13 protein-coding genes are annotated in these 12,753 nt (G+C 54.2%); 11 read left to right on the top strand and 2 right to left on the bottom strand.

The features are described from left to right. Positions 1 to 140: 140 nt before the first annotated feature. On the bottom strand, positions 141 to 812 hold the full coding sequence (locus tag BXY66_RS07255; protein WP_132859475.1) for a PAS domain-containing protein: 672 nt from the start codon (positions 810 to 812) through the stop codon (positions 141 to 143). 212 nt (positions 813 to 1,024) lie between these two features. On the opposite strand from BXY66_RS07255, the gene BXY66_RS07260 reads away from it, so the two are divergent. From BXY66_RS07260 to BXY66_RS07310, 11 genes are all read left to right on the top strand, one after another. Next, positions 1,025 to 1,915 (top strand): YicC/YloC family endoribonuclease, encoded by an 891-nt coding sequence (locus BXY66_RS07260; RefSeq protein ID WP_132859476.1) that lies wholly within the window; start codon positions 1,025 to 1,027, stop codon positions 1,913 to 1,915. A 4-nt stretch (positions 1,916 to 1,919) separates the two neighbouring features. Continuing rightward, positions 1,920 to 2,561 (top strand): guanylate kinase, encoded by a 642-nt coding sequence (gmk, locus tag BXY66_RS07265; protein ID WP_132859477.1) that lies wholly within the window; start codon positions 1,920 to 1,922, stop codon positions 2,559 to 2,561. After that, positions 2,561 to 3,100 (top strand): gamma carbonic anhydrase family protein, encoded by a 540-nt coding sequence (locus tag BXY66_RS07270; RefSeq protein WP_132859478.1) that lies wholly within the window; start codon positions 2,561 to 2,563, stop codon positions 3,098 to 3,100. The genes gmk and BXY66_RS07270 overlap by 1 nt, the downstream gene beginning before the upstream one ends. A 75-nt stretch (positions 3,101 to 3,175) precedes the next feature. After that, positions 3,176 to 4,204 (top strand): sensor histidine kinase, encoded by a 1,029-nt coding sequence (locus BXY66_RS07275; protein WP_132859479.1) that lies wholly within the window; start codon positions 3,176 to 3,178, stop codon positions 4,202 to 4,204. 126 nt (positions 4,205 to 4,330) lie between these two features. After that, on the top strand, positions 4,331 to 5,341 hold the full coding sequence (locus BXY66_RS07280) for a substrate-binding domain-containing protein (RefSeq protein WP_132859480.1): 1,011 nt from the start codon (positions 4,331 to 4,333) through the stop codon (positions 5,339 to 5,341). Between the two features lie 79 nt (positions 5,342 to 5,420). Then, positions 5,421 to 6,881, top strand: a complete 1,461-nt coding sequence (pstC, locus tag BXY66_RS07285) for a phosphate ABC transporter permease subunit PstC (RefSeq protein WP_132859481.1) — start codon at positions 5,421 to 5,423, stop codon at positions 6,879 to 6,881. Further along, a complete protein-coding gene (gene pstA / locus BXY66_RS07290) occupies positions 6,878 to 8,206 on the top strand; it encodes a phosphate ABC transporter permease PstA (protein ID WP_132859482.1) in 1,329 nt (442 codons plus the stop codon). The genes pstC and pstA overlap by 4 nt, the downstream gene beginning before the upstream one ends. 17 nt (positions 8,207 to 8,223) lie before the next feature. After that, the gene (gene pstB / locus BXY66_RS07295; RefSeq protein ID WP_132859483.1) at positions 8,224 to 9,021 is read left to right on the top strand and encodes a phosphate ABC transporter ATP-binding protein PstB; all 798 of its coding nucleotides are present in this window, start codon (positions 8,224 to 8,226) and stop codon (positions 9,019 to 9,021) included. A gap of 14 nt (positions 9,022 to 9,035) precedes the next feature. Further along, on the top strand, positions 9,036 to 9,734 hold the full coding sequence (gene phoU / locus BXY66_RS07300; RefSeq protein WP_132859484.1) for a phosphate signaling complex protein PhoU: 699 nt from the start codon (positions 9,036 to 9,038) through the stop codon (positions 9,732 to 9,734). Positions 9,735 to 9,752: 18 nt separating this feature from the next. After that, positions 9,753 to 10,442 carry a phosphate regulon transcriptional regulator PhoB gene (gene phoB, locus BXY66_RS07305; protein ID WP_132859485.1) on the top strand — a complete coding sequence of 230 codons (690 nt, stop codon included), beginning with the start codon at positions 9,753 to 9,755 and terminating at the stop codon, positions 10,440 to 10,442. A 266-nt stretch (positions 10,443 to 10,708) separates the two neighbouring features. Then, the gene (locus BXY66_RS07310) at positions 10,709 to 11,473 is read left to right on the top strand and encodes a LuxR family transcriptional regulator (RefSeq protein ID WP_132859486.1); all 765 of its coding nucleotides are present in this window, start codon (positions 10,709 to 10,711) and stop codon (positions 11,471 to 11,473) included. Between the two features lie 364 nt (positions 11,474 to 11,837). On the opposite strand, the gene tsf is transcribed toward BXY66_RS07310, so the two are convergent. Then, on the bottom strand, positions 11,838 to 12,713 hold the full coding sequence (gene tsf, locus BXY66_RS07315; protein WP_132859487.1) for a translation elongation factor Ts: 876 nt from the start codon (positions 12,711 to 12,713) through the stop codon (positions 11,838 to 11,840). Between the last annotated feature and the right edge of the window lie 40 nt (positions 12,714 to 12,753).

Here is a 12,753-nt window from a genome sequence, read left to right on the forward strand (position 1 = left end):
AAACAATAGCAAAGGCGCTCCATCAGGGGCGCCTTTTTCTTTAGAAAACACCATTAAAGTAGTGATAGAAAAGAAAAAGGGCGGGGTGCCATGTCCAGTGGCCCCGCCCTTTTCTTTATGACACTTAAAGCCTTCTGGCGTCAGGCGTCTGACACGACCAATCGCAGGTGTGCGTGTTTGGTGGGCACAGTATTTGCCCGAATATCTTCTGGCTGCAGAGCGTTTTGGCGATCGGCAAGCGTAACGGGGCGCACCGACAAACGTTCGGCGAGTCCGTCATCCCGCACGCTGACTTCGCGGATCAGGCTTTCCGTTAAATCAAAGCGGGTCGGACCTTTTCGACCGGCACCGTCCACAGTGATAGCGCCCAGAATTCTGTTGATGGCTCCGGAGTCGCTGCGCAAAGGCAGAAGCAACATCGATGCGCTTTTGCCGTCCCGGCGGAACCCACCAGAGGTGGACAGATCGAGCCGAGCCGTTGCCGGGCCCGAGAAAACCTGCTCAAGAATTTCGCGGAACTCTTCGCGGCTTTCTTCGGAAATGATCGACGCGATCGGCATTCCGCGCATGTCCATACCTTGCAAATCCGCAAGTGTGTTGCACGACACCCGCAACTTCGCCATGCCGGGTGCAATCCGCTCCAGAATGAAAGAGTGGCGCAACATACGCTGTACGGAGCGCGGGTCCACGTCCGAACGGTAAGGAACGGTCGCGCCACGGCGCAGACTTCCCCAGTAATCCTCCATCCGGTCCAGCACCAATGCGCCGTCCAAACGGTCTTCGCTCATATTTTCGTTTACAAACTTGTCCATGACGAAAGTCCCAACCAACTGCTCAACGCGGCAATCACTTAAAGCGACTCGTTTCTCCGCGAGGCATCCCCCGATGCATCTTCTGTTTAATCAGATTTTTCCCAATTTGCGATAAAAAGCCGATGGAATGGTTAACCGATCGGTTGCAGCGTTGCTCTTGAGGTGCCAATGGCTTTAGGTGTCTGGACACCAATGGACCAAAGGAGAGCCGTGTGTTGCACTCGATGACCGGTTTTGCTGCCCTTAAAGGCGAGGCGGATAACTACACCTGGGCCTGGGATTTGCGCAGCGTAAATGCCAAGGGGCTCGACATTCGCTTGCGGGTTCCCGATTGGATCGAAGGTCTGGAACCAACAGTGCGAAGCGCATTGTCCAAAGCGCTCGGCCGCGGTTCTGTAAACCTGAATCTACGTGTAAACAAAGGCGAAGAACAAGGCGCGTTGGCTGTCAATCAAGCGCAGTTGCAAGCCGCAATCGATGCACTGCAAGTTGTTGAGTCTACGGCTATGGAGCAGGGCATCGCGCTTCAGCCATCACGAGCAACTGATTTGATGAGCGTGCGTGGCGTATTGGAAACCGCTGTGGCGGAAAACGGCGACACGCTTCTGAAAGAAGCTCTGTTGGCGCAATTACCCGACCTCATCGAGGCACTCCTCGCAATGCGCAAAACAGAAGGTCAGGCGCTTCTTGAGGTTTTGTCAGAACAGATCTCTCAAATTGAGACTTTAACGAAATCAGCGTCAGACCTCGCCGAAGCCCGCCGTGAAGCCACCGCACAAACTCTACGCGACAATCTTGCGCAGGTGATGGAGAATACCGAAGGCGCCGATGAAGCCCGAGTCGCTCAAGAGCTGGCAATGATCGCCGTCAAATCCGACATCATGGAAGAACTGGATCGGCTGAATGCTCACGTCGGTGCGGCGCGCGAGCTCCTAAAGACGGATGGACCAGTTGGCCGCAAGCTCGACTTCCTGATGCAAGAATTCAATCGCGAAGCGAATACGCTTTGCTCAAAGGCGCAATCCGTGGATTTGACGCGAATTGGTCTGGACCTCAAAGCCGTGATCGATCAGATGCGTGAACAGGTTCAAAACGTGGAATAACCTCATGACACAGCGACGCGGTCTTCTCATCATCCTTTCTTCACCATCAGGTGCAGGAAAATCGACGTTGGCGAAACGCCTGATGACCTGGGATCCGGGTCTGAGCTTTTCAATCTCGGCCACAACGCGCGCGCCCCGACCGGGAGAGGAGCACGGACGAGAATATTTCTTTTTGACGGAAGATGAATTCAAAGGGCAGGTCGCCGAAAACCAGATGCTTGAGCACGCCCACGTGTTCGGCAATTTTTACGGATCTCCCGCTGGTCCTGTCAAAGATACAATAGACGCCGGAAACGATGTTCTTTTTGATGTTGATTGGCAGGGGGAACAGCAGATCCGAAATTCCGACCTCGGCAAACATGCACTGTCCATTTTCATTTTGCCGCCGTCGATCAAGGAACTTCATCGCCGCCTAGTGACCCGCGCGCAAGATAGCGATGAGGTGATTGCCAAGCGCATGCAAAAAAGCTGGGACGAGATCAGTCACTGGGGCGCCTATGACTATGTGCTGATCAACGACGATCTGGACGCAACCGAGGCAGAATTGAAAACCATCATCACCGCAGAGCGTATGCGCCGTGAACAGCAGCCCGCACTTCAGAACCACGTTCGCACGCTTCAAGATGAATTTCAGGAGATGTCTTAATGCCCCTTTATGAACTTGACGGCGTGTCCCCGCAAAAAGATGACAGCGCTTGGATCGCACCTGACGCGAACGTAATTGGAAATGTGGTGTTGGAACCGGACACCTCGATCTGGTTCGGCTGTACGCTGCGCGGCGACAATGAGACCATTACCATAGGAGCGGGGTCTAACGTTCAGGAAAATACGGTCATGCATACCGATCCCGGCTATGCCCTGACGATCGGCACGAACTGCACGATTGGTCACAAAGCCATGCTGCATGGCTGCACAATTGGGGATGGCAGCCTGATCGGCATGGGAGCGACCGTTTTAAACGGCGCAAAGATCGGAAGGAACTGTCTGATCGGGGCAGGGGCTTTGATCACCGAAGGCAAAGAGATCCCCGACGGATCCCTTGTAATGGGGGCACCAGGAAAAGTCGTACGCCAACTTGATGAAGCGGCGATCATGGGATTGCAAATGTCCGCGCAGCACTACCAGCAAAACGCAAAAAGGTTTGCGACAGGACTGCGTCCGGTAGGTGGCACCTCCTGCTGTTAAACAAAAGTGTCATAATCCTGTCATCTACCGCATGTTCTTTCCAGCGTTTGAACATGCAATTCAATGGAACACACGATGACTGACAGTTTCGACCCTGCTATTCTTGAGGGCATTCCTTTGCCCGCATTTTTCGTAGACGGGCGGGCACGTTTGGTCGCCTCCAACGCGCGGGTCGTTGAACTTCAACCAAAGGCCAGCGAAAGCCTTCCCCTGATTCTGGTTTTTCGTCAGCCCGCGTTGAACGACGCTGTAGAGAAATGTCTTCGGTCAAGACAGCAGCAACGGACGGTCTATCTGCATAACGATGGGCGTCAGGAACATAGATACGATGTATCAATCACGCCTGCGGAAGGCGGCGCGCTCGTGTGTTTTCGCGATATCACCGAAGAACGACAGCTTGACCAGATGCGGCGGGACTTTGTCGCCAACGTCAGTCACGAATTGCGAACGCCTCTGACTGCGATCCTCGGCTTTATCGAGACCCTCCAGGGACCAGCCAAAGGGGACCCGAACGCTCAGGAGCGGTTCCTGGGGACAATGGCAGCCGAAGCAAGCCGAATGAACCGCCTGGTAGGTGATTTGCTTTCTCTCAGTCGCGTTGAAGAAGTGTCACGTATGCGTCCGACAGACCCTGTCGATGTGGACGGACTGATCCGATCGGCGATACGTAATCTTTCTCCCTTGGCCGAAGAGAGTGAATCACAAATTGTCTTTGACCGCGAAGCTTCAGAAATGATCGTGCCCGGAGATTCGGACCAGCTTCTTCAAGTTGTCACAAATCTCATTGAGAATGCCCTGAAATATGGGGGGGAAGGCACTGAAGCGGTTCTTTCCCTTTCTGAAATCGACCGGGCGACCGGCGTCAAAGGCGAAGCGCTGAACCTAACGATCTCCGACAATGGCCCCGGTATCGACGACGTTCACATTCCGCGTCTGACAGAGCGTTTTTACAGAATTGATTCCCATAGATCGCGTGAAATGGGTGGTACAGGACTAGGTCTTGCGATTGTGAAGCACATCATCAACCGCCACCGGGGCCGCCTTGAGATTGAAAGTGCTCTCGGAAAAGGCACCTCGATAAGTGTGATTTTGCCGAAAAACTGACAAAATTCCGCGCGCCGCGGGAACTGTCATACTCCTGTTACATAGGCGTCACAAAAGCTTTGAGTAAGCCACCTAGATCGGGCTCCGAGACTGTCGCCCGACAGTACGGAACAAATGGAGTTACAAATGTCCGTCAAACTGACCGCCTCGGCCATCGCCGTAGCAGCCATCGCAGCAACCACTGCATCCGCACGTGATCAAGTTCAGATCGCTGGTTCATCCACCGTTCTGCCTTACGCAACCATCGTCGCCGAAGCGTTTGGCGAAAACTTTGATTTCCCGACTCCGGTTGTTGAAGGTGGTGGTTCCGGCGCTGGCCGCAAAAAGATGTGCGAAGGCGTTGGTCCGAACACCATCGACATCGCGAACTCTTCCTCGCGCATCAAGCAGTCTGACATCGATCTTTGCGGCACCAACGGTGTAAACGAGATCATGGAAGTTCGCTTCGGTTATGACGGCATCGTTTTTGCGTCCGACATCAACGGTCCTTCTTTTGCTTTCACTCCAGCTGATTGGTTCAACGCAATCGCAAAAGAAGTTGTCGTAGACGGCAAGCTGGTTGCGAACCCGAACAAAACCTGGGCAGACGCAAACGCCGACCTGCCGGCACAGGACATTCTGGCCTTCATCCCGGGCACCAAGCACGGCACCCGCGAAGTGTTCGACAAGAAAGTTCTGGAAGCTGGCTGTAAAGCAACTGGCGCTCTGGAATTGCTGGGCGACAAGAAAGCCTGCCACGCACTGCGCACCGACGGTCTGTCTGTCGACATCGACGGCGACTACACCGAAACTCTGGCCCGTCTGGACGCCAACAAGAACGCCATCGGCGTCTTCGGCCTGTCCTTCTACCAGAACAACACCGACAAACTGGTTGTTGCGACAATGGACAACGTGACCCCGTCGACTGAGACCGTCGCGTCCGGCGAATACCCGGTATCCCGCCCGCTGTTCTTCTACATCAAGAAAGCACACTTGGGTGTGATCCCTGGCCTTCAGGAATACGTCGAGTTCTTCGTATCCGATGACATGGCAGGTCCTGATGGCCCGCTGGCTGAATACGGCCTCGTTTCCGATCCGGAACTGGCTAAGACTCAGGAAATGGTTGCTTCCGGCACCCCGATGGGTCCGCTGAACTAATCAGCCTTTGACTTCGACAGCGCCCTCGCAGTAAGGGGGCGCTGTCACCCTGAACCATCCTTCTGCGCATGGAGTTAATATGAGCGCCGGTCTCGTAATCCTCGCCGTCGTCGCAATCGCGATCGTCGGTTTTTTTGTTGGGAGAACCAAAGCTCTCAGCGCGGCAGGCGGCGATATTCGCCAACTCCACTCCCTTCCCAGTTACTACGGGCAAGCAGTGTTCTTGTTCACAGCAGTGCCAGCATTACTGGTCACGTTTGCCTGGTTGCTCATTCAGCCGATGCTGATAGAAGGCCGGATCTCGGACATGATCCAGCCCTCTGACATCGACGAAGGCAGTTCGCTCGAATTGGTGATGGCTGACGTGCGCCGCATTTCGAACGGACTGGACACGGCTGTTGTTGCGGGGGCGATGACAGAACCCGACATCCAGACAGTCACTACGGAAAACACCGACGTACGCGCCGTTTTGGCGGGAGTCGGCGTCGCCGTTGCCTCTGACATCAAACCCAATGTCCTGGCGGCTTCGATTGAATATCGCGCGAAAACGAAGTCCGCTCGTGGGTACATGGCGATTGTCGCAGTTGCACTTGCACTCGCAGGCTTTGCTTTCGCACTCTCGTTGACCAAACCCGAATACCGCGCGCGCAACGTGTCGGAAACGGCCATCAAGTCGCTGCTTATTCTGTCGTCCTTTGTCGCAATCCTGACGACCATAGGCATTATCACGTCCCTGATTTTCGAAACCTCGAACTTCTTCCGGATGTATCCAGCCAAAGATTTCTTCTTCAATCTGACATGGAACCCGCAATTCACCGGCGGCTCGGACCTTGGCATTATCCCGCTTCTGTGGGGCACGCTTTATGTGTCTTTTGTGGCGCTTGTGTTTGCTGTTCCGATCGGCCTTTTCGTTGCCATTTATCTATCTGAATACGCTTCATCCAAAGTGCGTTCGATTGTGAAACCGGCGGTTGAAGTACTGGCGGGAATTCCGACCATTGTTTATGGTCTTTTTGCTCTGATCACTGTTGGTCCCTTGTTGCGCGACTACTTTGCACAACCACTCGGCCTAGGGCAGTCGTCCTCCTCGGTTCTGACGGCGGGTCTTGTGATGGGCATCATGCTCATTCCGTTTGTGTCTTCGCTTTCCGACGACGTGATCAACGCTGTACCACAGGCCATGCGCGACGGATCTTACGGTCTTGGCGCAACGCAATCTGAAACAGTCAAACAGGTCATCCTTCCCGCTGCTCTGCCTGGTATTGTCGGAGCGATCCTGCTTGCCGCGTCCCGCGCAATCGGAGAAACCATGATCGTGGTCATGGGGGCAGGGGCCGCCGCAAAGCTTAGCCTGAACCCCTTTGAGGCCATGACGACAATAACAGTGAAAATTGTGAGCCAGCTCACAGGGGACACCGAGTTTGCCAGCCCGGAAACGCTTGTGGCTTTCGCGCTTGGTCTCTCTCTTTTTGTCATCACACTCGGGCTGAACGTTTTGGCGCTCTACATCGTCCGTAAATACCGGGAGCAATACGAATGACCGACGTTACCCCAACCACGTCGATCCTCACCATCGACGACCGCACCCGGCGCCGGAATTCTGCCGAAAAGCGGTTCCGCATGTATGGTGTTGCGGCGATTGTCGTAGCCATGCTGGCGCTTGTCGGCTTGATGACCTCGATCATTTCAGGCGGGCTACCTGCGTTCAAACAGACATTCATCACTCTGGACGTGTATCTGGATCCCGCCAAACTCGACAAAGACGGATCCGGGGATCTGGAAAAAATCCGCAAGGTGTCCACTTTTGGCTACGCGCCTCTGATCAAGAAGTCGCTTGAAGAGCACATGGCCAACCCCGAAATGGCCGTGGACGGTCTGACTGCAAAACAGGCTGCAGCGATGATTTCGAAAGAGGGCGCCGCCGAGATGCGCCGTTTCGTTCTCGCGAACCCCGCCATGATTGGCGAAACTGTGAGCTTCAAGTTCCTCGCCTCGGGCCGCATCGACGGCTACTACAAAGGCCGAGTGACGATGGAGAGCGCTGAACTCGACAAAAACGTTTCGCCGGAACAGTTGCAGTTCGCAGACAAACTGAAAGACGCAGGCCTGCTGAAAACGTCGTTCAACTGGGGCTTCCTGACCCGTGCGGACGCATCCGAAAACCGCCCGGAGGCAGCGGGCCTCGGCGTTGCCATCCTCGGCTCGTTCTACATGATGATCGTGGTGCTTTGTCTTACTTTGCCCATCGGTGTCGCGGCCTCGATCTATCTTGAGGAATTCGCGCCGAAGAACTGGTTCACCGATCTGGTGGAGGTCAACATCTCTAACCTCGCAGCGGTCCCATCCATCGTTTTCGGTATCCTCGGCCTAGCGATTTTCATCAACTTTGCCGGCCTGCCGCAATCAGCGCCCATCGTGGGTGGTCTCGTACTGACCCTGATGACACTGCCAACGATCATCATCGCGACCCGCGCCTCGCTCAAAGCAGTCCCGCCGTCCATCCGCGACGCGGCATTGGGGGTAGGGGCCTCGAAAATGCAAGCGGTGTTCCACCATGTTCTTCCGCTTGCCGCACCCGGTATTTTGACAGGCACAATTATCGGGCTTGCGCAGGCCCTCGGGGAAACAGCACCGCTTTTGCTCATCGGCATGGTTGCCTTTGTTCGGGAATATCCGGCTGCGCCGCCTGAAGGGTTCTTTGACCCAGCCGCCGCGCTCCCAGTTCAAGTTTACAATTGGACCCAGCGTGCGGACCCAGCCTTTGTCGAGCGCGCCTCGGGCGCTATCATTGTTCTGCTGGTGTTCCTCTTGATCATGAACGCCATCGCCATCATCTTGCGCCGCCGCTTTGAACGCCGCTGGTAAGCAAAGGAAACACACCCATGTACGACGCACCTAAACTGGGGGAAGCCGTGGACCAGACAACAACAAAAATCTCCGCCCGCAATGTTCAGGTCTATTACGGCGAAAACCACGCTATCAAAGACGTGAATGTCGAAATCGACGCAAAAACCGTGACTGCATTCATTGGCCCATCGGGCTGCGGCAAATCTACTTTTCTGCGCTGCATCAACCGGATGAACGATACGATCGACATTTGCCGTGTCGAAGGTGACATCCTGATTGATGGCGAAGATATTTACGACAAGCGTGTCGACCCTGTTCAATTGCGCGCGAAAGTGGGAATGGTTTTTCAAAAACCGAACCCCTTCCCAAAGTCCATCTACGACAACATCGCATATGGTCCGCGAATTCACGGACTTGCCAAAAACAAGGCAGAACTCGATGAAATCGTTGAGAAATCCTTGCGCCGAGGCGCGATTTGGGACGAAGTAAAAGACCGCCTGGACGCTCCCGGAACGGGTCTTTCCGGCGGTCAGCAGCAGCGCCTTTGCATTGCTCGCGCCGTCGCAACCGAGCCTGAAGTGCTTCTTATGGATGAACCTTGTTCTGCGCTTGACCCGATTGCCACAGCTCAAGTTGAGGAACTGATCGACGAACTGCGCAGCCAGTTCTCTGTGGTTATCGTGACCCACTCGATGCAACAGGCCGCCCGCGTCAGCCAGAAAACGGCCTTCTTCCACCTTGGAAACTTGGTTGAATATGGGGAAACCTCCCAGATTTTCACCAACCCGCAGGACGAACGCACACAAAACTACATTACCGGCCGGATCGGTTAAGGAGAGACCTCTAAATGTCTGATCAACATATCGTTTCCGCATTCGACCGCGACTTGGAAGGCATTCAGGCGCACGTCATGAAAATGGGCGGATTGGTTGAGGCTGCCATTGTGGATGCGTCTCAATCCCTTCTCAATCAGGACGAAGAACTTTCCGCCGAGGTTATCAAGCGTGATCAGGCAATCGACGACCTGGACACGCTGATCAACGAAGAATGCGCCAACCTGATCGCTCTGCGGGCGCCCGCCGCTGTCGATTTGCGGGTCGTCCTGTCCGTGATGAAAATCGCAGGCAACCTCGAGCGGATTGGTGACTACGCCAAGAACATGGCAAAGCGCAATGCGGTTCTGGTCCATATGACGCCGATTGAAGGCGCTCGTGGCGCGCTGCAGCGCATGGCCCGCGAAGTTCAGCTCATGCTCAAGGATGTATTGGACGCTTTCATCGAGCGAGATTTGGATAAGGCGCAGGACGTTCTGGAACGGGATCGCGATGTCGATCAGATGTATAACGCTCTGTTTCGCGAGTTCCTGACTTTCATGATGGAAGATCCGCGTCATATCACCCCGTGCATGCACCTTCATTTCATCGCCAAGAATACGGAACGGATGGGCGATCACGTCACGTCCATTGCGGAACAGGTTATCTATCTGGTGTCCGGCAGCCTGCCCGAAGAAAATCGCCCAAAAGCAACGCGCTACGAAGCCGAATAAACCCTCAGGTTATGTGTCATGAGCAAAGATCACCCCACAGTTCTGGTTGTCGAAGACGAACCCGCCCAACGCGAAGTACTGGCCTATAACCTTCAGGCCGAAGGTTTCCACGTCGAGACCGCTCCGGACGGTGACGAGGCGTTGATCATTGTAGATGAACTTCTACCAGACATCATCGTCCTCGATTGGATGCTTCCGGGCACGTCCGGGATCGAAGTCTGTCGTCGCTTGAAAACGCGCGCGGAAACAAACGGCATACCGATAATTATGTTGTCGGCACGCTCGGAGGAAGTTGATCGGGTGAGGGGGCTTGAAACCGGTGCGGACGACTATGTCATCAAGCCATACTCGGTACTCGAGCTTATGGCACGCGTTCGAAATCAAATTCGCAGAGTTCGTCCAGCGGCCGTCGGACAACGTCTGAAATACGAAGACATCATCCTGGATGCCGAAACCCATCGTGTGACCCGTCAGGAAAAGCCACTGAAACTGGGGCCAACCGAATTTCGGCTGCTCACAACCTTTATGGAAAAGCCTGGCCGTGTCTGGAGCCGCGAACAGCTTTTGGATCGTGTTTGGGGCCGTGACATTTATGTCGACAGTCGAACGGTTGATGTCCACATCGGCCGATTGCGGAAAGCTCTTTGCGTACACGGTGGAGAGGATCCTTTAAGGACAGTCCGCGGTGCAGGTTACGCTTTGGGATAGCGTTTAAATTCAAAGATGTACACGCGACACCTGATGTAAATCCTTCGGTTAGGGAGGCACTTCCTAACCTAGTTATCGTTAGCGCATAATATGTATTATGTAATTTTTCTTGTATCGAATTTTGCCCGACCTCTGGGCTGGACAGCCGCACAACCAAAACACTAAAGTCTCGCACAGGAACCAGATTTTTTGTGGTCCTGAGACATTACCTGACTGGCAATTACCGCCCAAAAGATTCCATTACGGGATCTAGAAAGACCCGAACTATGACTGACCCTCTGGACTACATCGAAAGACTCACCAAACACACACGTCTAGAGGAACTCTGGGAAGCACACTGTGTGGAAATGGCCAAGTTCGGGTTTGACCGAATTATCTACGGCTACACGAACTACCGTAGCGGGATGATGGTCGGTGATGTAGACGACTTTTTCATCCTCTCAAACCACGCCCCCGAATACTTGAACATGTTTCTTGATGGCGGCCTCTATTTCCACGGTCCAATGTTTCAGTGGACTCTGAACAACGCTGGCTCTGCCAGTTGGGCCATGGCAGCGGCAGCTCTTGCCAAAGGCGACTTGAACGAGCATCAGCGCAACGTGCTGGACGTCAACAACAGCTTTGGCATCCACGCCGGTTATACGGTGAGCTTCCCAACGGTTTCTTCGCGTACCAAGGGGGCCATTTCGCTAGCAGCCCGCAGTGATCTGTCTCAGGCCGAAGTCGACAAAATCTGGGCAGCTCATGGACGTGAGATCGAACTGATCAACAATGTTGCCCACTTGAAAGTTCAGTCTCTCCCCTACTCAAACCCCGAGCGAGAATTGACCAGCCGCCAGCGCGAAGTGCTGGAATGGGTCGGTGACGGGAAAACCATTCAAGACATTGCTTTACTGATCGAGCGCACACCAGCCACAGTTGAAAAGCATTTGCGACTCGCACGCGACGCGATGAATGTTGAAACGACTGCGCAAGCTTTGCTCAAAGCGTCATTTATGAAGCAGATTTACCTGCTTGAAGGACCAAAATAACCAAAAGTATTAGCTACTTATCCCTTAGTATGGGAACCCTGACTTGTATAGTTAACGAGTACAGTGCCAATATAGGGTTGTTCCGTGAGTGGTGGCTTTGGCCTAAGGAACAGTTCAGAGCGGATCTTCGCAATATCGAAGCTCTCTGTTTTGACCGGTAAAACCCGGACGTCAGCCTGGAGGTTTATTTTGATTTTCAGGTTGGCACTTTTCGGAGGTCTCCCCATCCCCATGTAATGGAGACCGAGAAAAAGGCGGCGTCATCCCCTCGGATGGCGCCGTTTTTCATTGCCTCGCCACTTAGCAAACCAACAAAAAAGGCCGCTCCAAATGGAACGGCCTTTCATAGCTTATCAAGAAGCGATTAGCCTTGCGCGGCTTTTGCCACTTCAGCAGCAAAATCTTCTTCTTTTTTCTCGATACCTTCGCCAACTTCCATGCGGACGTAGCCAACGATTTCAGCACCGGCTTCCTTAGCCGCTGCTTCCACTGTCAGATCCGGGTTGATGACGAAGTTTTGGCCAAGAAGGGTCACTTCGGACATGAATTTCTTCATGCGACCTACGATCATCTTTTCGATCACCTGCTCCGGCTTGCCGGATTCACGTGCGATCTCGATCTGGACGTTGCGCTCTTTTTCAACAACTGCCGGATCAAGGTCTGCTTCACCCAGAGCCTGAGGAGATGCTGCTGCGATGTGCATGGCAACCTGCTTGCCGAATGCTTCGTCGCCGCCTTTCAGAGCAACAAGAACACCGATTTTGCCCATGCCATCTACGGCCGGGTTGTGCACGTAAGAGGTCACAACGTCGCCTTCGACGGACGCCATACGACGCACGGACATGTTTTCACCGATGGTTGCAACTGCGTCGGTTACAGTTTCCTCGACGGTCTTGCCGCCCAGATCCGCTGCTTTCAGCGCATCAACGTCTGCAACATTCACGGCTGCGCCAGCAATCTTTGCGACCATCGCCTGGAAGTCAGCGTTTTTGCCAACGAAGTCAGTTTCGGAGTTAACCTCAACGGCAACGCCTTTACCGCCTTCAACCTTAACGGCCACGAGGCCCTCGGCTGCGGTGCGACCGGATTTCTTTGCGGCTTTTGCCAGACCTTTGGTGCGCAGCCAATCGATTGCTGCTTCCTGGTCGCCGTCAGTTTCGGTCAACGCTTTTTTTGCGTCCATCATACCTGCGCCGGTCATCTCGCGCAGTTCTTTGACCATAGCTGCTGTGATCGCCATCTTAGGCTCTCCTCGTCAGAATTGGATATCCGGGGGCGGG

The organism is Shimia isoporae (genome assembly GCF_004346865.1).
GTDB lineage: Bacteria > Pseudomonadota > Alphaproteobacteria > Rhodobacterales > Rhodobacteraceae > Shimia > Shimia isoporae.